Below are 18,285 nucleotides of genomic sequence, written 5' to 3'. Positions count from 1 at the left end.
TTCATCGGAGGAGGTCGCGATGAGAAAGAAGATAGGGCTGCGCTCGACCGACGCTCTGCTGATCGTCGATCTGCAGCTCGACTTTTTTTCGGGCGGCAAGCTCGCGGTTCCGCACGCCGAAGAGATTCTTCCCGTCGTGAATGATCTCGTCGACGAAGCGCGCAAGTCGGGAACGCAGATCATCGTCTCGCGCGATTGGCATCCACCGGATCATATCAGCTTTGCCGCCCAGGGCGGCGATTGGCCGCAGCATTGCGTGCGTGGCACCAGAGGCGCGGAATTTCATCCGCAGCTGCGCCTGCCGGCGGGCGTGCTGTTCGTCTCCAAGGCCAAGCGTCCCGAGCGCGAGCAATATTCCGATTTCGACGGCACCAGCCTCGCCGAGGAGCTGCGCCGACGCGCGATCGATCGCATTTTCGTCGTCGGCCTCGCCGAGGATTTCTGCGTGAAATGCAGCGCGATCGACGCCGCGCGGCTCGGTTTCGAGACCCATGTTCTGCGCGCCGCCACTCGTCCGGTGACGCGAGAGGGCGGCGAGAGTGCGCGCGCGGAAATGCGCGCCGCGGGCGTGACGGTGATCGAGTCGTCGCGCTCCCCCCAAGATGTCGATCACCTATCGAGGATATGAGCCATGCCGGAGATCAATACCGACAAAGTGTGTTTCGTCATCGTCAAAGCGCGCGAGCTCGAGGCCGAGGATGAAGGAATGCGGCCCGACGCGTCCAATCCATCCGACGATAAATTCGTGAGCGTGCTGACGGAAGAAGGCTGGTCGCCCAATCGCCGCGAGCTCGTCGAATTCATCGAGGCGATGGATGACGACGAGCAGGCGGAGCTGGTCGCGCTCTGCTGGGTGGGGCGCGGCGATTTCACCGCCGATGATTGGGATTCCGCCGTCATTCAGGCGAAGGAGCGGCGCAAAGGCCCGACGTCGAAATATCTGCTCGGCATTCCGCTGCTCGCGAGCTATCTCGAAGCGGGACTCGACGAATTCGACGAGAGCTGCGAAGGCTTCGAGGACGATCGACAATAGTCACAAGCGAAAGCGCGCGACGAGCGGCGCGTGGAGCGATCCGAGGATCGGGTCCGGCGCCGTCGCTTCGTCGGCGAGGCCCTGATTCAATATCGTCACGCCCTCGCAACGCGCCGCCAGCGCGGGCGAGGCCATTATCTGGTCGAGAAGCGTCTTTCTGCCCGCGTGAATCACGGTGAAGCGCGCCGGCTCCGCGATACGCAGGGCGAGCGGCGTCAGGCTGCGCGGCCCGTCCGCTGCCTCTTCCGCGCCCCATAATATGCGCGCGGGCGCGTCATAGGCGTCGCAGTTGAGATCGCCGCAGAGCGCGATGAGCGGCGCGCTTTCCGCATCGAATATCCGATCGACGAAGAGCCGCGCCTCCAGCGCCTGCCCTTCGCGCTTTTGCGCGGCGAGCCATTGCCCCTCCGCATAGGCGCGACCGGCTCTGCGATCCGCTTCTCCCGGCAGAGGCACGGCGCGCGGCGCGCGCAAATGCAGATCGAGCACATGCAAGGCCGCGCCGCCTGGAAGCGCGATGCGCGCATAGAGAATTGGACGTTCGAACAAAATATCGATGGGCTGGGCGACAGCGTGATCGGCGGGCGGCGTCCAGCGCCAGGGCGCGACAATGTCGTGAAAGAGCTGGCGCCGCTCGACGATCGGCCAGCGCGAGAGCAGGGCGAGATTATGGATGTCCGCCGGCGCATCTCCGCCCGGCCGCAATGTCGTCGCGCGGAAGAAACGCTCGTAGCCGCCGCCCGCGACGAGGCGGTCGAGCGCGACGAAGCGGCGCGGCTCATGCGCGCTCGGACGCTGCGCGTCGACTTCCTGAAGGCAGAGAATATCGGCGTCGATGGCGGCGAGCTGCGGCCGCAACACGGCGAGGCGCCGCTCGAATTCGTCCTGCGCCGAAGGCGACCAGTCCAAATTCTCTATGTTGAAAGTCGCGAGGCGAAAGCGGCCCGCCATTCGTCGGAAGTCCGGCGCGCCCTCTCCCGCGCGCTGCGGGAGAGGAAGATTGCAAATGTCCGCGTCACGCGGCCTTTATGTCGATGGTCTTCTCGGCCTTTTTCGCCTGCGCGGATTTCGGCAGGCGGACGGTCAGCACGCCTTTGGCGAAGCTGGCGTCGATCTTGTCGGCCTCGACATTCTCCGGCACGCGAAAGGCGCGACGGAAAGAGCCATAGCGACGCTCGGACAGGAAATAGCTTTTGTCCTTCTCCTCGCGCTGCTCTTTCTTCTCGCCGCTGATGATCAGCGAGCCATTGGAGAGCTTCACCTCGACATTCTTCTCGTCCATGCCGGGAATTTCCGCGGTGATCTGATATTCCTGGTCCTTCTCGACGAGATCGACGGCGGGCGTCGCCGCCCAGCCTATGGTGAAGCGGCCGAAGGGCTCGAGATCGGGCGTCGCTCCCTTCTGGAAAGGCGCGTCCTCGAACAAGCGGTCGATCTGCCGCCGCAAGGTTTCCAGAGGATGCCAATCGAACAAGCCATAGTTCGGCAGCGTCTCCTTCGATTCTTTCACGGGAACTCTCGTCTGCGCTTCCGCCATTTCCGCCTCCTGATGCAAGTCTGGGAAACCGGCGCTGGCGCGCCGGCGCATCGCGCTCGCACGACGCCTCAGACGTAGGAGAGCGGCGAAAAAAAACAATCGGGCGCGAGCGGCCTTCGGGCCGCATAGGCAAATGGTCGCAGCCGTTTATATTGATCACAGGCGGAGCGCTGCGACATGTCCGAAGAGCCGGCGATGACCGAAGACGACATCATGCGCGCGCTGGAGACGCGGCTCGGGCGTCTCCATGCGCGCCAGCGGCTCGGCATAGAGCGCGACCATGAGGCGCAGATATTCGGCCAGGGCCTCAATTTCTTCCATCCGGAAAATCTCGCCGCCTCGCCATTGCTGATCCGCGCCGCGCTCACGATCGCCGGACTCTATCGCCGCGGCCTGGGCAATGCGGAGAATGTGCGGCTGCGCGAGAATACGATCGTCAGCGCGAGGCTGCCGCGCGCCTTCGACGGTTACACGATTCTTCACTTGAGTGATCTGCATGTCGACATGTGTCCGCAGGCGATGGCGCGCGTGCGCGCGCTCGTCGCGGATCTCTCTTATGATCTTTGCGTGCTGACCGGCGATTATCGCGGCGCGACGCACGGTCCGCACGAGGCCGCGCTCGCCGGCATGGCGGAGCTGCGCGACGTTCTGCGCGCGCCGATCCTCGCCGTGCTCGGCAATCACGACACGATCATGATGACGCTGCGGCTCGAGCAAATGGGAATGCGCGTTCTGCTCAATGAGCGCGAGACGCTCTGGCGCGAAGGCGCATGTCTTCATGTCGCGGGCGTCGACGACGCGCATTATTTTCGTGTCGACAATATAGAGAAGGCCGGGGAGGGAATTCCGCAAGGAGAATTCTCCATTCTCCTCTCGCATACGCCGGAGATTTTCCGCCAGGCGGCCCATGCCGGCTTCGACATTCTTCTCGCCGGCCACACCCATGGCGGGCAGATCTGCCTGCCGGGCGGTGTCGCGCTCACGCTCGACTCCGCGCTGCCGCGCGCCTATGGCGCCGGCGCTTGGAAATATCACGACATGCAGGGCTATACTTCGGTCGGCGCCGGCTCCTCCGTGCTGCCGGTGCGCTTCAATTGCCCGCCGGAGATCACGCTTCATCGGCTGATGACGGCCTGAAAGGCGAAATCGTCCGCGCATCTGGTCGAGCTTGTCGGCGCCCGCTAGAATATGACGCTAGCGTGAAGGAAAGGGCGTTCGATGCGAGGCGGTGTGCGAAGGACGGGCGCGGGGCGTCGCGGCTTGCGGACGGCGATCGGCGCGGCGCTGCTGCTCGCGGCCAGCGTAGCTGCGGCCGTAGCTGCGCTCTATCCGCGCGAGGCGCGGCGATTCATGGCGGAGGAGGATTTTCGGCGCTATCCCGGCGCCGGCGTGCTGATGTGCCGGACCGAGGAAGGCGTTCCCGAGCGGGCCGCCGCCGCTTGGCTCATCGGCGACCGCGGGCTCGTCGTCCTCAACGCCCATAATTTCGTCGATCGCAAGCTGCGGCCGACCCATCCCATCGACGATTGCACTTTCTTCATCGGCGAGAAGGAATATTTCTTCGAGACGGAGAGCCTGCGCTTCGGCTTTTCCCGCGACGCCAAGGCGCTGAACATCACCGACGATTGGGCGCTGGTGCGGCTGCGCGAGCCGGTCGACGCAGCCATAGCGCCGCAGCCGATCCCCGACGGGCCGATGCCGCCGACCGGCGTCGGGACCCTGCGCGTGGTGATGGTGTCGCCCGCCGGCCACTCCAATTTCCGCCGCGCGACCAGTATAGAAGAATGCCAGATCCGCCAGATCGACGCGCCGACGGAGGCCGGGATTCGCCGCGCGCGGCATGATTGCAACGACGGCTATGGCGGCTCGGGCTCCGGGGTTTTCGCCGATGACGGACGGCTCATCGCCATGCACAGCGCCTCGCTGGATATGAATTCGCGCCGAGATTTCGACATGGAGCGTCATTTCGGCATGGCGCTGCTGTTCGAGGGCGAATTGCTGGACGCCATTCGGGCGAATCTGCGCGCGGACGCGCGCTGAACGTGGCCTAGCGGCTCACGGCCCCCCGCGCGGTGGAATCGTTCGCAGCCAGAGGATGAGCGCGTCCAAATCCTGTGGCGTCATCTTGGCGAAATGCGCCTTGGAGAGATTGGCCATGGTCGGCTTGAGCGGCCTGCCGTCGCGGCCGACGCCCTTGGTGATGGCGGCTTTGATCTCCTCGTCGCTCCAGACGCCGATCCCGGCTGTCGGATGCTGTGTGATATTGGCGCCGACCGCCGTTCCCGCCGGCGTGCGGAACAGCTTACCGCCGGCGCCGAGCTTCTCTCTATGGTCGAGCGCGCCATTGGTCTCGCCGCTGTGGCATTCCATGCAGCGCGCCAGAGTCGCGACATAAAAGCCGCGCCGTAGCGGATCGTCGAGCGCCTTCTCCTCGAAGGGCGCCTCGGCGCCGGGGAAGGTTTCGGCTCTCGGCTCGCCGTCGCGGCGCTGCTCCGGCCGCGCCGAGGCGACGGGCGCCGCCTCGCGCAGATAGGCGACCACCGCCTCGAGGTCGCGCATGGTGAGAATGCGGTAATATTCGGAGGGCATGGCCGGCGCGAGGCGCCCATCCGGGCCGATCCCGGCGACGATGGCGGCTTTCACCGCATCGTCGCTCCAGACGCCGATTCCCGACGCGGCGTCGGACGAAATATTCGGCCCGCGGACGCTGTAATTCGGCCCGTTGAAAGTCTGCGGCCCGCCGGAGAAGCGCTTCTCCCGCACATAGCCGTCGGGGCCGCGCGGCGTATGGCAATTGTCGCAGGCGGTCAGCGCCTCGACGAGATAGCGGCCGCGCTCGACATCGGCGGCGGCGGCGGCCGGGGCGGCGAGGGCGAGAGCGAGACAGAGCGGCGAAAGAACGCGGCGCGCCCAGAGGCGGAGGGAGGTGGCGGACACAGCCTATCCAATCGATCGGAATGTCGCGCTAAAATAGACAGCGGCGCGGCGCGCTTCATTTCAAAAAAGTCTCGAAAAGCTCGGCGAATTCTCCCGCTCAGAACGGGCGCTCGCGCACGCGGAGGTCGAACATCAGCCGCGAGAGCGCTTGCGAGCCGAAAAAGAACAGGCCGGTGACGATGGCGATCTCCGCCGCGCCGAGGCCTGCGGGCGCGGCTATGGCGAGCAGCGGAAGCAGCGCCTCGGGAATTTGATCGAGGCCGGGCGCGCGGCTGCTGGCCGGCAGGCCGAGCCGGCGTTTGACGAAGCTCGACAAGAGGTCGCCCGCCATCGCGAAAGCCGCGAGCCGCGCGCCGAGCCCGGCCGGCAATCCGACGAGCGGCGCGCAGACGGCGGTCGCGACGAGGGCGAGAGCGACGCCGCGCCAGGTCTTCGCCGCGCCCAGCAGCGGCCGCCCGTCGAAAAAGCGCGCGCCTCTGTCGATCGGCCGAGCGAAGGCCGCGCCCAGCAGCCGCTTGCCGAGGACCGGCGCGCCATTGGCGACGATCAGCAGAAACAGCAGACGGAGAATCAGAACTCCATCCATGCGCGCATCCTCGCCTGCGGCGCCCTAACCACACCAGACGAAACCCACGCCAGGGCTCATGGCTTCCTCGCCATATAGCGGGCGCTGCGGCGTCGTCATGGGCGCGAATAGCCTCTCGATCCGATCAGGCGCCTTTTCATGCGTCGTGACCTTGTCGGCGGACTCTCTCCTCTCTACATGACGACCGAAATCCCGCGTGGCGCGGTCTTCGAGGCGGACTATGGGCGAGGACGCAGTGGCGGCCGAGGGCCCCGATTTCTCGCTCGGCGTCGCCGTCGCCGATCTGGCCGACGGCGCGATGCGCGTCGGCCGCGTCGGCTCCGAGCCGGCGCTGCTCATTCGCCGTGGCGACGAGTTCTTCGCGATCGGCGCCGTCTGCACCCATTATCAGGGCCCGCTCGCCGAGGGCCTCGTCGTCGCCGACACGATCCGCTGTCCGTGGCATCACGCCTGCTTCAGCCTGCGCAATGGAGCGGCGTTGCGGGCGCCGGCGCTCGACCCCGTTCCCTGCTGGCGGACGGAAAGGCGCGGCGCGCTCCTTTTCGCGGTCGAGAAGATCGATCCGACGGAGCGCGAGCGTCCGCCGCCGCCGCTGCGCCTCGGCCGCGTCGTCATCATCGGCGGCGGAGCGGCGGGCCTCGCCGCCGCCCACGAGTTGCGGGAAGAGGGCTATTCCGGCTCGCTCGTCATGATCAGCGCCGATGCCGCCGCGCCCTATGACCGGCCCAATCTGTCGAAGGATTACCTCGCAGGCTCGGCGCCGGAGGAATGGCTGCCGCTGCGTCCGCGCGATTATTACGAAGATCGGCGCATAGAGCTGCTGCTCGAGACGCGCGTGAGCGCCATCGATCCCGGCGCGCGCCTCGTCGCGCTCGAGCATGGCGAGCCGCTGCGCTATGACGCGCTGCTGCTCGCGACCGGCGCGGAGCCGCTGCGCCTCGCCATTCCCGGCGCCGCGTTGCCGCATGTGCATTATCTGCGCAGCCTCGCCGACAGCCGCGCGCTCATCGCCGCGGCGGCGCCGCCCTCGCGGCGCGTCGCAGTGATCGGCGCGAGCTTCATCGGCCTCGAGACCGCGGCCGCGCTGCGCGAGCGCGGGCTCGACGTCCATGTCGTGGCGCCGGATGCGACGCCTATGCAGAAGACTCTCGGCGAGGACATAGGCAGGCTGGTGCGCGCCGAGCACGAGGCGCATGGCGTCGTCTTTCATCTTTGCGAGAGCGTCGCGGCGATCGGCGAAGATCATATCGTTCTGGCCAGCGGCGCGACGATCGCCGCCGATCTCGTCGTCGTCGGAATCGGCGTTCGCCCGCTCACGCGCCTCGCCGAAGACGCCGGACTCGCGGCGGATCGGGGCGTCCTCGTCGACGAATATCTCGAAACCAGCGCGCGCGGCGTCTTCGCGGCCGGCGACATTGCGCGCTGGCCGGATCGCCGTAGCGGCGAAAAGATCAGAATCGAACATTTCGTCACCGCCGAACGCCAAGGCCAGACAGCGGCGCGCAACATGCTGGGCGCGCAAGAGCGCTTCGAAGCGGCGCCTTTCTTCTGGAGCCGCCATTACGACATGACGATCGCTTATGTCGGACACGCCCGCGCATGGGATCGCGTCGAAATTGCCGGCAGCGTCGAGAAAAAGGATTGCGTCGTCGCCTATTTCTGTCGCGATCACAGAATGGCCGTGGCGACGATCGGCCGCGACTTGGACAATTTGCGCGCCGAAGTGGAGCTCGAGGAGTCGACCGGCGGTTGAATCAACATAGTCTGCGCGCAGGCGCTGCATTCGACTTCGATCCGCGACTTGAATTCGGCCAATTCTTCTGCCGAATGACGGCGGGTTCCTTTCGCGTTACGCCTGCGGAGCCTGCTGTCGAAGTCAAACGGCGGCGTCGACGGCCGCTCGATTTCCGAGCGTAGTTCTACGTAGCAGTCGCAGCAAATATTTATGCCCAGATTTAGTGGAGCTTGGTTAGGAATTAGTTGCGAGGGGTAGAGCATTGATGTATAGCTGACAATGTCTTTGCGGTCGATACGGCGCAGACTAGTTCGCCCTGGAAATTGCCGGGCTTCGGCCCTTCGACCGCGCCGCCTGTCAGGAATAGCGGCGCCGAAACGAGAAAGTGAAGAGTGAAGAGATGACATCGACGAACAACATCGAACTCGCGGCCGACATCGTTTCCGCCTATGTGAGCAACAACTCGGTTCCCGCCGGCGATCTCCCAGGCCTCATCAACGAAGTCTATGGCGCGCTCATGCGAGTTGGCTCCGGCGTGGTCGTCGAGCCGGCCGAAGCGCCCAAACCCGCCATTTCGGTGCGCAAATCCGTCACCAACGACTTCATCGTCTGCCTCGAGGACGGTAAGAAGTTCAAGTCTCTCAAGCGCCATCTGCGCACGCAATACGGTCTCTCGCCGGAAGAATATCGCGAGAAGTGGGGTCTTGCGGCCGATTATCCGATGGTCGCTCCCAATTACGCCAAGGCGCGCTCCACGCTCGCCAAGCAGATGGGCCTCGGCCAGCAGCGCCGCCGCCGCGGCAGCCGCTGATCCGCGTGTCGACGAGGCGCGCCCGGCTCCGGCGCGCCCGAGGGCGACGGCTCCGCCGCAATCGCTTCGTCGCCGCGAGAGTCTAAACGATCATCCCGCGCGCTTTCGCCTTGAGCGAGGGCGTGCGAAGAAACGACGCCGGATCCGACATCCGGCCTCGCAACGCGGTCGCGCCAGCGGCCGCGGCCGCTCGATTGTTGTCACTGAGGCGAATGGGGGAAGCTCATGCGGCGTATCGCAGTTGCTCTGTGCATTTTATTCACGAGTTGCTCGGCCGGGTCTGCGTACGAAACAGGGGGCTTGGCCGGATTGTTCGATTTGAGTCCGCGTGGACAACAGCAGCCGGCCGACGGCCGGCCGCAGGCGACCGCCGTCGCCCGCGAGATCGTGTCCTATCCCGGCGGCTATTCGCCTGGCACCATCATCGTTTCGACCAATGAGCGGCGGCTCTATTACGTGCTCGGCAATAATCAGGCGATCCGCTATGGCGTCGGCGTCGGCCGGCCGGGCTTCGAATGGACCGGCACGCGCGTCGTCTCCAGTAAGCGCGAGTGGCCGGATTGGACGCCGCCGGCGCAAATGCTGCGTCGACGTCCCGACCTGCCGCGCCACATGCAGGGCGGGCTCGCCAATCCGCTCGGCGCGCGCGCCATGTATCTCGGCGGCTCGCTCTACCGCATCCACGGCTCCAACGAGCCGGAGACCATCGGCCAGGCGGTCTCCTCCGGCTGCATCCGCATGACCAATGAGGATGTCGTCGATCTCTACGAGCGCGTGCACGTCGGCGCGCGGGTCATCGTCAACCGCTGATCTCCAAACACGTAAAAATCGCGCGCCGAGGCCCGCAAGGGTCCGGCGCGCATTTTTTTATCGCTCGCCGGGCCGATCCCGATCGAGGCCCTTTTCCGCGAGTTCCTGTTCATAGGCAGCGAAATCCGCCGCGCCGCCGGCGCCGAGCTCGTGGAGATAGCCCCAGGTGTAGATGCCCGTATTGTGCAGATCGTCGAAATCGAGCCGCACGGCGTAATGGCCCACCGGCTCGACGCCGATTATGGCGACATTGCGCTTACCGCCGACCGTCTTGCGCTCCTCCGGCGAATGGCCCTGCACCTCGGCCGAGGGGCTGCGCACCCTCAAATGCTCGGCGGAGAGATCATAGCTCGCGCCATCCTCGAAGCTCACCTTGAGCTTGCGCCCCTCTTCCATGAGGCGTATCTCGCTCGGCCATATATCCGCGTCGGCCATATCCTTCTCCCGCTCGGCTCGTCGCCCGCCCGCCCTCTCCACTCGTCACTCGGGGCTTCACGCGCGGCCATTCCGTCAATATATAGGAACCCTCTCGGGACCCTATACGCCGGACGGAACGCCGCAAACGGTCGACTATATGAATCCGCATCCGAAAATCGCCTATGATCCGACGGCCCCCGCGCCGCTTCTCGACCCGTTCGGACGGGCCATTTCCTACCTGCGCGTTTCGGTCACGGATCGTTGCGATTTCCGCTGCGTCTACTGCATGTCCGAGCACATGCAATTTTTGCCCCGCCGCGATCTGCTGACGCTGGAGGAGCTCGACCGTCTCTGCACCGCCTTCATCGAGCGGGGAACCCGCAAGCTGCGCATCACCGGCGGCGAGCCCTTGATGCGGCGCGACATTCTCTCGCTGTTCGAGCGTCTGTCCCGCCATCTCCTCTCCGGCCGGCTGGAAGAGCTGACGCTCACCACCAATGGCTCGCAGCTCGAGCGTTTCGCGCGAGCGCTCGCCGATTGCGGCGTCAATCGCATCAATGTCTCGCTCGACACGCTCGATGCGGAGCGTTTCCGACAATTGACGCGCACCGGCGATCATGCGCGCGTGCTCGCCGGAATCGACGCCGCGCTGCGCGCCGGTCTTTCCGTGAAGCTCAACGCCGTGGCGCTGAAGGGCGTCAATGAGGACGAATTCGTCGCTCTGACGCGTTTCGCCCATGAGCGCGGCATGGATATGACTTTCATCGAGGTGATGCCGCTCGGCGAGATCGATGGCGGCGAGCGCATCGATCAATATGTCCCGCTCACCCTGGTGCGCGAGCGTCTCGCCGAGCGCTTCACCCTGGCGGAGATCGACTATCGCAGCGGCGGCCCGGCCCGCTATATGCGCGTCGCCGAGACCGGCGGGCGCGTCGGCTTCATCACGCCGCTCTCGCATAATTTCTGCGAATCCTGCAATCGTGTGCGCGTCACCTGCACCGGCACGCTGTTCATGTGCCTCGGCCAGGAGGACGCCGCCGATCTGCGCGCCCCGCTGCGCGCCGATCCGAGCGACGTCTCGCTCAACGCCGCCATAGACGAGGCCATCGCCCGCAAGCCCAAGGGCCATGATTTCGTCATCGACCGGGCCACGCGGGCGCCGGCCGTCGCGCGGCATATGAGCACGACCGGGGGATGAGCCGGCGCTTCGTCCTCGCCGCGGCGACGATCGCCCTCCACTTCGCGCCGGCCGCCGCCGAGCCGCGCCATTTGCGCGTCGCCAGCGAGGGCGCGCGGCCGCCCTTCAACTATCTCGACGCCAATAATCAGCTCGCCGGCTTCGAGATCGAGCTGACGCGCGAAATCTGCCGGCGGATCGAGGCCGATTGCGTCTTCGTCACGCAAGAGTGGGAGAGCCTGATCTCCGGGCTCGAGAGCAAGCAATATGATCTCGTCGCCTCCGCCATGGAGATAAACGACGACCGGCTGCGCAAGATCGTCTTCTCCAAGCCCTATGCGCATACGCCCTCGGCGCTGATCGCGCAGCGGCAGTCGGCGCTCGCCAGCGCGGAGCCAAAAGCGCTGCGGGGCCAGCGTATCGGCGTCGTCGCGGACAGCGCCCAGCAGGCCTACGCCGAGGACAAGCTCGAGGAAAGCGAGGTGCAGCGCTATGCGACGCTCGAAGCCGCCATGCTGGACCTCGCCGAGGGCCGCGTCGACATCGTCGCCGAGGACAAGCTCGCCGCCGTCGATTTTCTGCGCGAGCGCAAGGAGGGGCGCTGCTGCCGCATCGTCGCCGATCTGCCGCAGGACGCCGCCTATTTCGGCGGCGGCTTCGGCTTCGGCCTGCGCAAAGGCGATATAGCCTTGAAGAGCGCCATAGACGCGGCGCTCGACGCCATCGTCAATGACGGAACCTATCGCACGATCCGCAGCAAATATTTCGATTTCGACATACGCTGACGGGAAGCGGCCGGCCTCCGCCTTGCTTTCTCGCACGCGCATCTCACCCGAGAGGACCGACCAATGACCGAGCCGACCGTCGCTTTCATCGGATTGGGCGTGATGGGCTATCCGATGGCCGGCCATCTCGCCACGCGCGGCGGGCGCAAAGTCGTCGTCTACAATCGCACGCCGGAGAAGGCCGCGCGTTTCGCCGCGCAATTTTCCGCGAAGACGGCGCCGACGCCGCGCCTCGCCGCTGAGGGCGCGGATTTCGTCTTCTCCTGCGTCGGCAATGACGATGATCTGCGCCAGGTCGCGATCGGCGCGGACGGCGCCTTTCACGCGCTGAAAGCCGGCGCGGTCTTCGTCGATCACACCACCGCCTCGGCGGAGGTGGCGCGCGAGCTCTATTCGCACGCGCAACAGGCCGGCTTCGGATTCATCGACGCGCCGATCTCCGGCGGCCAATCGGGCGCCGAGAATGGCGCGCTCACCGTGATGTGCGGCGGCGATGCGGAGGATTTCGCCCGTATCGAGCCGGTGGTCGCGGCCTATGCGCGCGCCTGCCGGCTGATGGGGCCGCCCGGCGCCGGACAGCTCACCAAAATGGTCAATCAGATCTGCATCGCCGGCCTCGTCCAGGGACTCGCGGAAGCGCTGGATTTCGCGACCCGCGCCGGGCTCGACGGCGCCGCGGTCGTCGATCTCATCAAGAATGGCGCGGCGCAATCCTGGCAGATGGAGAATCGCCACAAGACCATGCTGGCCGGCGAATATGATTTCGGCTTCGCGGTCGAATGGATGCGCAAGGACCTCGGCATCTGCTTCGCCGAGGCGCGCCGCAATGGCGCCAGCCTGCCGGTCGCCGCGCTCGTGGACCAATTCTACGCCGAGGTGGAGAAAATGGGAGGCCGACGCTGGGACACGTCGAGCCTCATGGCGCGGCTGCGCAAATAGCGCGCGCTCGAATTCTCATGCTCTTTTCCGAAAAACCGCTTCGCACTTTTCGGGAGCATTCCCTAGAGTCTTTCCGTGTTTCATTGAAACACGGAAAGACTCTAGGCCTTTGTTTTGACGCGTTTCCAACGCCGAACCGGGCGTCCACTGCGGCTGGATACTCTAGCGCAGCAGCAGATAGCCCCGGCGCTCGAGGCAGGCGTTCACGACGAGAACATAATCCTGCATCGCCTGCTCCGCCGTCATGGCGCCATGCCCGGCCGCCGCCGAGCCGACGGCCTCCGCCGCGCTGCCGCCGGCCCATAGGCCCTGCGCCGCGCCGAAGCCCGGAACGGGCATGTAACGCGCGATATTGCCGGCCGTCGCCAGCGCCGCGCCGCCCACCGCCTGGCCCGCGCCCTCGCGCGCCAGGCGCTCCTGCGGCAGAGCGCGATTTCGGCAAAAGGCGAGGTCCTTGGCGTATTTCCCCTCTTTGAAGCCGCGGGCGTCGCGATCGACGAGCGGCTCGTAGAGCGGCTCCTCCTGAGCGCGCGGCAGCGAAGGCGAAGAGAGCAGCGCCGCAATGCCGCAGGCGAAAGCCACGCCGATCGAAGTCAATTTTCCTATATGAGCCATATTCGAAACCCTTACTCGACTATTCGCCGTCCCCAGCTGGGCGGACGCGGGAAGAATGGGAAGCTGAAGCGGAACTGTCAACCATGCCGGGAAACCGCCGCCGCGAGCGGAATCGAAGCGGCGTTTCAAATCGTTCCGTGAGTGTTATGGTCCCGCCCGGCCCTGGAAAACCGGGTCGCGCGCGCCGCCCGCGGGCGGCGCGCGAAAAAGGAGAAAAAAATGAAAGCCAAGATCGTTTCGGGCTCGACCATCGCCGCGGCCGCTATCGCGCTGGCGCTCGCGGGCGGCGTTTCGACGCAGGCCTCCGCCAAGCATTCCAAACATGTCTGCAATATGGAAAAAGGCCATTGCGGCGGCAAGACGAAGTGCATGACCAAGAAGGGCGTCTGCAAGCACAAGAAGAGCCATAAGGCATCTTGCAGCGCCAAGGGCTCCTGCGCCGGCCGCTGAAAGGTTGAAACCGTCGATCGCGCCAATGTCGGGCGCGATCGATCTCGCGGCGGGGGCGACGCGAAAGAGCACGTGGAGCGCGAGACATGACCAGACCCCCCGCTTTGGGACACGGCCTCGGACTGAGGCCGATCTATTACGACGAAATTCTCTCGACCCGCCCCGCGGTCGACTGGTTCGAGATCATCTCGGAAAATTACATGGTGGGCGGCGGCCGGCCGACCGCCATGCTGGAGCGCGTGCGCGCCGATTATCCGATCGTCATGCATGGCGTCGCAATGTCGCTCGCCTCCACCGATCCGCTCGACTTCGACTATCTGAGCGAATTGAAAGCCCTCGCCGAGCGCATCGAGCCCGCTTGGGTCTCCGATCATCTCGCTTGGACCGGCGTGCATGGCGTGACGCTGCATGATCTTTTGCCGATTCCTTATACGGAGGAAGCGCTCGCCCATGTCGCCGAGCGCGTGATGCGCGTGCAGGATTTCCTCGGCCGCCGGCTCGTCGTCGAGAACGCCTCCACCTATGTCGCCTTTCGCGAATCCGAGATGAGCGAATGGGCCTTCGTCAACGAGCTGGCGCGGCGCGCCGACTGCCTGCTGCTGCTCGACGTCAACAATGTCTTCGTCTCGGGCTTCAATCACGGCTTCGACGCCAATGAGTTCATCGACACGATAGATCCCGATCGCGTCGCGCAATTCCATATGGCTGGCCATACCGACAATGGCACGCATCGCATCGACACGCATGACCAGCCGGTCTGCGACGAGGTGTGGGCGCTCTATGAGCGTGCGCGGCGACGCTTCGGCGCCGTCTCGACGATGATCGAGCGCGACGATAATTTTCCGCCTTTCGACGAATTGCTCACCGAACTCGGCCATATGCGCGAGATCGCCGCGCGCATAGACGCCGAAAACACACGGAGCGCCGCGTGAGGCTCGCCGATCTGCAGGCCATGTTCCAGGCCGGCGTGCTGGCCGGTGCCGAGGATGGCGCGCGCATTCTCGAATCGGTGAAGAATTCGCGTCAGGCCGACCGCACCACGCTGTTCGGCGTCTATGTGAACGCCTATCATGCGCGGCTCGCGGAATTTCTCGCGGCGGATTTCCCCGCCCTTCGCGCGCTCATCGGCGAAGCGGCCTTCGACGCGCTCGCCGACGCCTATATCGGCGCGCAGCCCTCGCGCGAGCGCAACGCCCGCTGGTACACGACGCGCTTTCCCGACTTCCTGCGCGAGCAGGACGCTTGGTGCGACAATGCGCGGGCGATCGACCTCGCAATGTTCGAGCGCGCGCTCACCGACGCTTTCGACGCGCCCGACGCCGAAGCTCTGCCGATCGAGGAACTGGCCGCCTTCGCGCCCGAGCAATGGCCGCGCCTCTCCTTCACCTTCCACCCGAGCCTCATATTGCTGGAGCTGGAAGACGGGACGATCGCGACGCATGAGGCGGCGATGGAGCAGCAGGACCTACCGCCGCCGGGCGAAGGCCGCGGCCATGTCGCGATCTGGCGCGCCGATCTCGACTCCGTGCATTGCCCGCTGGAGGCGGACGAATTCCTGGCGCTGTCGCTGGCGATGGAAGGTCACGCTTTCGGCGACATCTGCCAAATGGCCGCCTTCCGCGATCTCGCGGACGCCTCGCCGGAGCGCCTCGCGCAAATGCTCACCGGCTGGTTCCAGGAAGGGCTGGTGGTGGGCGCAAAGGCGCGCGAGGAGGGCTGACGGCGCAGCCTTTCGAGCCGCGACGGTCGCGCTTTGCGGTCTCCACATTTGGGGGCATATCGCCAATCGGGCGGTGATTCGCCTTCCGTTCTCCTGTATTCTCCGCGCTTCGAAGGAGAATCGCCTTGTCACCAGCGCCGGAAGATTTCACCCCGCTCGAGGGCGGCGTCGCCGCGCGCGCCGCGGCGCTCGCCGGACGCGGGCGCTTTCTGGAGGCGCTGAACCCAGAGCAGCGCGCCGCCGTCGAGACCATAGACGGCCCGCTGCTGGTGCTCGCCGGCGCCGGCACCGGCAAGACGCGCGTGCTGACGACGCGCATCGCGCATATTCTCTCCAGCGGGCGGGCGCGGCCGTGGGAAATCCTCGCCGTCACCTTCACCAACAAGGCCGCACGCGAAATGCGCGAGCGCATCGAGAGCTTGGCCGGCCCCGGCGCCGAGGCGCTGCAATGGCTCGGCACGTTTCACGCGATCAGCGCGAAAATCCTGCGCCGCCATGCCGAGCTGGCGGGGCTCAAATCCAATTTCACCATTCTCGACACCGACGATCAGATCCGCCTGCTCAAGCAGGTGCTGCAGGCCGAGAATATCGACGACAAGCGCTGGCCGCCGCGCGCGCTGGCGCATCAGATCGACGCCTGGAAGAACAGAGGACTTTCGCCGGATCATGTTCCCGCGGGCGAGGCGCAGAGCTTCGCCGATGGCAAGGGCAAGAAGCTCTATGCGCTCTATCAGGAGCGCTTGAAGGTGCTGAACGCCGTCGATTTCGGCGATCTTCTGCTCGAGACGCTGCGGCTCTTTCGCGAGAACGCCGATGTGCTCGACGAATATCGGCAGCGCTTCAAATATATTCTCGTCGACGAATATCAGGACACCAACACCGCGCAATATTTGTGGCTGCGCCTCATCGCGCAGGGGCGGCACAATGTCTGCTGCGTCGGCGACGACGATCAGAGCGTCTATGGCTGGCGCGGCGCCGAGGTGGAAAATATTCTCCGCTTCGAGAAGGATTTTCCCGGCGCGAAAATCGTGCGGCTGGAGCGCAATTATCGCTCCACGGGGCATATTCTCGCGGCGGCCTCGCATCTCATCGCACGCAATGAGGGCCGGCTCGGCAAGACGCTGTTCACCGAAGGCGCCGATGGCGAGAAGCCGACCGTCACCGGCGTCTGGGACAGCGAGGAAGAAGCGCGCGCCATCGGCGAAGACATAGAGCAATTGCAGCGCAAGGGGCATGATCTCGAGGAGATCGCCATTCTCGTGCGCGCCTCGTTCCAGATGCGCGAGTTCGAGGAGCGCTTCATTACGCTCGGCCTGCCCTATCGCGTGATCGGCGGCCCGCGCTTCTATGAGCGGCTGGAGATACGCGACGCGCTCGCCTATCTGCGCTGCGTCGCGCAGCCTTTCGACGATCTCGCCTTCGAGCGCATCGTCAACACGCCCAAGCGCGGATTGGGCGACGCCACTCTGCAAGTGCTGCACGAATATTCGCGCCGCGAGAGCGCGCCGCTGATGCAGGCGGCGCGCGTGATCGTCGAGACGGAGGAGCTGAAGCCCAAGCCGCGCGCGACATTGCGCACGCTGATCGCCGATTTCGATCGCTGGCGCAGCCTCATCGAGACGACGCCGCAGAACGAGCTCGCCGAAATGGTGCTGGACGAATCCGGCTATACGCAAATGTGGCGCGACGACAAGACGCCGGAGGCGGCGGGCCGGCTCGAGAATTTGAAAGAGCTGGTGCGCGCCATGGAGGAATTCCCCGATCTCGCGGGATTTCTCGAGCATGTGTCGCTGGTGATGGAGACGGATGAATCCGCCGATCAGCGGCGCGTGTCGATCATGACGCTGCATGGCGCCAAGGGGCTCGAATTCGAGACCGTCTATCTGCCCGGCTGGGAGGAGGGGCTGTTCCCGCATCAGCGCTCGCTGGACGACAGCGGCCGCGCCGGCCTCGAGGAAGAGCGCCGCCTCGCCTATGTCGGCATCACGCGCGCCAAGCGGCGATTGAAGATTTTCTTCGCCACCAATCGGCGCATTCACGGCCTGTGGCAGACGACTTTGCCCTCGCGTTTCCTCGATGATCTGCCGGCCGCCAATGTCGAGGTGAAAGAAGCCTCCGGCGGCTCGCAATACGGCTCTTACGGCGTCTCGCGCTTCGCCAATATGGACAGCTATGGCTCGAGCTATTCGACGCCGGGCTGGAAGCGCGCGCAGACCGCGCGCGAGAGCGGCGCGAGCAAGCCCGCGCGCCGCACGCCGCCGATGATCGAAGGCGAAGTGCTGGCGAAATCCTCCGCCAGCGCGCGCTTCGTGGCGGGCGCGCGCGTGTTCCACCAGAAATTCGGGCCCGGCACCGTGGCCAATGTGGACGGCAACAAGCTGCAGGTCGATTTCGACAAGGCCGGACGCAAAATGGTGCTGGAGAGCTTCGTCGAACCTACGTGATCGCCACAGGTCATAGGCGTCTTCCGGCAATTTACAGGGCGGGATTGCGCCGTATATGATCGCCGCATTGAGTGAATAGAGAACGGATCGATCATGTTTTCCATCGCGCCGCGGCTCGTCACGACCGGTTCCTGAGCTTTCTCACGCAAAGGCATATCGGCGTCTCGCCGTCCGGCGAACGCAGCGATCGGCTGCGTCTTTCGAAATTTTGATCGCATCGGCCGAACCGACGCGGACCCTCCGCGCCGGAAGGGCTCGCGGCGTCGCCGCATTGCGAAAACAGTCGAGG

At 65.5% G+C, this 18,285-nt stretch carries 20 protein-coding genes; 14 read left to right on the top strand and 6 right to left on the bottom strand.

The window, feature by feature from the left end:
• Nucleotides 1–19 precede the first annotated feature (19 nt).
• Nucleotides 20–628, top strand: a complete 609-nt coding sequence (locus C5689_RS00760; protein ID WP_108915356.1) for a nicotinamidase — start codon at nt 20–22, stop codon at nt 626–628.
• A gap of 3 nt (nt 629–631) precedes the next feature.
• Nucleotides 632–1,033, top strand: coding sequence for a DUF3775 domain-containing protein (locus C5689_RS00755; RefSeq protein WP_108915355.1), 402 nt, complete (start codon nt 632–634; stop codon nt 1,031–1,033).
• Here the strand turns inward: C5689_RS00755 and C5689_RS00750 are convergent, their stop codons facing one another.
• Both C5689_RS00750 and C5689_RS00745 read right to left on the bottom strand, forming a co-directional pair.
• The gene (locus C5689_RS00750; protein ID WP_108915354.1) at nt 1,034–1,984 is read right to left on the bottom strand and encodes an endonuclease/exonuclease/phosphatase family protein; all 951 of its coding nucleotides are present in this window, start codon (nt 1,982–1,984) and stop codon (nt 1,034–1,036) included.
• 64 nt (nt 1,985–2,048) lie between these two features.
• Nucleotides 2,049–2,570 carry an Hsp20/alpha crystallin family protein gene (locus C5689_RS00745; protein ID WP_108915597.1) on the bottom strand — a complete coding sequence of 174 codons (522 nt, stop codon included), beginning with the start codon at nt 2,568–2,570 and terminating at the stop codon, nt 2,049–2,051.
• Nucleotides 2,571–2,765: 195 nt separating this feature from the next.
• Between C5689_RS00745 and C5689_RS00740 the strand changes: the two genes are divergently transcribed.
• Nucleotides 2,766–3,707: a metallophosphoesterase gene (locus C5689_RS00740; RefSeq protein WP_167398665.1), complete on the top strand. Its 942-nt coding sequence runs from the start codon at nt 2,766–2,768 to the stop codon at nt 3,705–3,707.
• A 123-nt stretch (nt 3,708–3,830) separates the two neighbouring features.
• Nucleotides 3,831–4,610: a trypsin-like serine peptidase gene (locus C5689_RS00735; protein WP_244594517.1), complete on the top strand. Its 780-nt coding sequence runs from the start codon at nt 3,831–3,833 to the stop codon at nt 4,608–4,610.
• A 15-nt stretch (nt 4,611–4,625) separates the two neighbouring features.
• On the opposite strand, the gene C5689_RS00730 is transcribed toward C5689_RS00735, so the two are convergent.
• On the bottom strand, nt 4,626–5,507 hold the full coding sequence (locus C5689_RS00730; protein ID WP_108915352.1) for a c-type cytochrome: 882 nt from the start codon (nt 5,505–5,507) through the stop codon (nt 4,626–4,628).
• 97 nt (nt 5,508–5,604) lie between these two features.
• Complete coding sequence (locus C5689_RS00725) at nt 5,605–6,093, bottom strand: CDP-archaeol synthase (RefSeq protein ID WP_108915351.1); 489 nt, start codon at nt 6,091–6,093, stop codon at nt 5,605–5,607.
• A 220-nt stretch (nt 6,094–6,313) separates the two neighbouring features.
• Between C5689_RS00725 and C5689_RS00720 the strand changes: the two genes are divergently transcribed.
• The 3 genes from C5689_RS00720 to C5689_RS00710 all read left to right on the top strand — a co-directional run bounded on the left by C5689_RS00720 (nt 6,314) and on the right by C5689_RS00710 (nt 9,449).
• A complete protein-coding gene (locus C5689_RS00720; protein ID WP_108915350.1) occupies nt 6,314–7,846 on the top strand; it encodes an FAD-dependent oxidoreductase in 1,533 nt (510 codons plus the stop codon).
• Between the two features lie 382 nt (nt 7,847–8,228).
• The gene (locus C5689_RS00715) at nt 8,229–8,639 is read left to right on the top strand and encodes a Ros/MucR family transcriptional regulator (protein WP_108915349.1); all 411 of its coding nucleotides are present in this window, start codon (nt 8,229–8,231) and stop codon (nt 8,637–8,639) included.
• A gap of 225 nt (nt 8,640–8,864) precedes the next feature.
• Nucleotides 8,865–9,449, top strand: a complete 585-nt coding sequence (locus C5689_RS00710; protein WP_167398664.1) for a L,D-transpeptidase — start codon at nt 8,865–8,867, stop codon at nt 9,447–9,449.
• Nucleotides 9,450–9,506: 57 nt separating this feature from the next.
• Here C5689_RS00710 and C5689_RS00705 read toward each other — a convergent pair whose 3' ends face one another.
• Nucleotides 9,507–9,884 carry a gamma-butyrobetaine hydroxylase family protein gene (locus tag C5689_RS00705; protein ID WP_108915594.1) on the bottom strand — a complete coding sequence of 126 codons (378 nt, stop codon included), beginning with the start codon at nt 9,882–9,884 and terminating at the stop codon, nt 9,507–9,509.
• Nucleotides 9,885–10,023: 139 nt separating this feature from the next.
• Here C5689_RS00705 and moaA point away from each other — a divergent pair, with 139 nt between their 5' ends.
• From moaA to C5689_RS00690, 3 genes are all read left to right on the top strand, one after another.
• Nucleotides 10,024–11,064 carry a GTP 3',8-cyclase MoaA gene (gene moaA, locus C5689_RS00700; protein ID WP_108915348.1) on the top strand — a complete coding sequence of 347 codons (1,041 nt, stop codon included), beginning with the start codon at nt 10,024–10,026 and terminating at the stop codon, nt 11,062–11,064.
• Nucleotides 11,061–11,828, top strand: a complete 768-nt coding sequence (locus C5689_RS00695) for a transporter substrate-binding domain-containing protein (RefSeq protein ID WP_108915347.1) — start codon at nt 11,061–11,063, stop codon at nt 11,826–11,828. Before moaA ends, C5689_RS00695 begins: the two co-directional genes overlap by 4 nt.
• Nucleotides 11,829–11,891: 63 nt before the next feature.
• Nucleotides 11,892–12,767 (top strand): NAD(P)-dependent oxidoreductase, encoded by an 876-nt coding sequence (locus tag C5689_RS00690; RefSeq protein ID WP_108915346.1) that lies wholly within the window; start codon nt 11,892–11,894, stop codon nt 12,765–12,767.
• 162 nt (nt 12,768–12,929) lie between these two features.
• On the opposite strand, the gene C5689_RS00685 is transcribed toward C5689_RS00690, so the two are convergent.
• Nucleotides 12,930–13,364 carry a hypothetical protein gene (locus tag C5689_RS00685; protein WP_146188291.1) on the bottom strand — a complete coding sequence of 145 codons (435 nt, stop codon included), beginning with the start codon at nt 13,362–13,364 and terminating at the stop codon, nt 12,930–12,932.
• 237 nt (nt 13,365–13,601) lie between these two features.
• Here C5689_RS00685 and C5689_RS00680 point away from each other — a divergent pair, with 237 nt between their 5' ends.
• The 4 genes from C5689_RS00680 to C5689_RS00665 all read left to right on the top strand — a co-directional run bounded on the left by C5689_RS00680 (nt 13,602) and on the right by C5689_RS00665 (nt 17,996).
• Nucleotides 13,602–13,832, top strand: coding sequence for a hypothetical protein (locus C5689_RS00680; RefSeq protein WP_108915593.1), 231 nt, complete (start codon nt 13,602–13,604; stop codon nt 13,830–13,832).
• A gap of 86 nt (nt 13,833–13,918) precedes the next feature.
• The gene (gene bufB / locus C5689_RS00675) at nt 13,919–14,764 is read left to right on the top strand and encodes an MNIO family bufferin maturase (protein ID WP_108915344.1); all 846 of its coding nucleotides are present in this window, start codon (nt 13,919–13,921) and stop codon (nt 14,762–14,764) included.
• A complete protein-coding gene (locus C5689_RS00670; RefSeq protein ID WP_108915343.1) occupies nt 14,761–15,552 on the top strand; it encodes an HvfC/BufC N-terminal domain-containing protein in 792 nt (263 codons plus the stop codon). Before bufB ends, C5689_RS00670 begins: the two co-directional genes overlap by 4 nt.
• Nucleotides 15,553–15,677: 125 nt before the next feature.
• Nucleotides 15,678–17,996, top strand: a complete 2,319-nt coding sequence (locus tag C5689_RS00665; RefSeq protein ID WP_207783271.1) for an ATP-dependent helicase — start codon at nt 15,678–15,680, stop codon at nt 17,994–17,996.
• Nucleotides 17,997–18,285 lie beyond the last annotated feature (289 nt).

The organism is Methylosinus sporium (assembly GCF_003113265.1).
Classification (GTDB): Bacteria; Pseudomonadota; Alphaproteobacteria; order Rhizobiales; family Beijerinckiaceae; genus Methylosinus; species Methylosinus sporium.
Note: the sequence above shows the minus strand (reverse complement) of the source record. Positions and strands in the feature narration are given on the sequence as shown.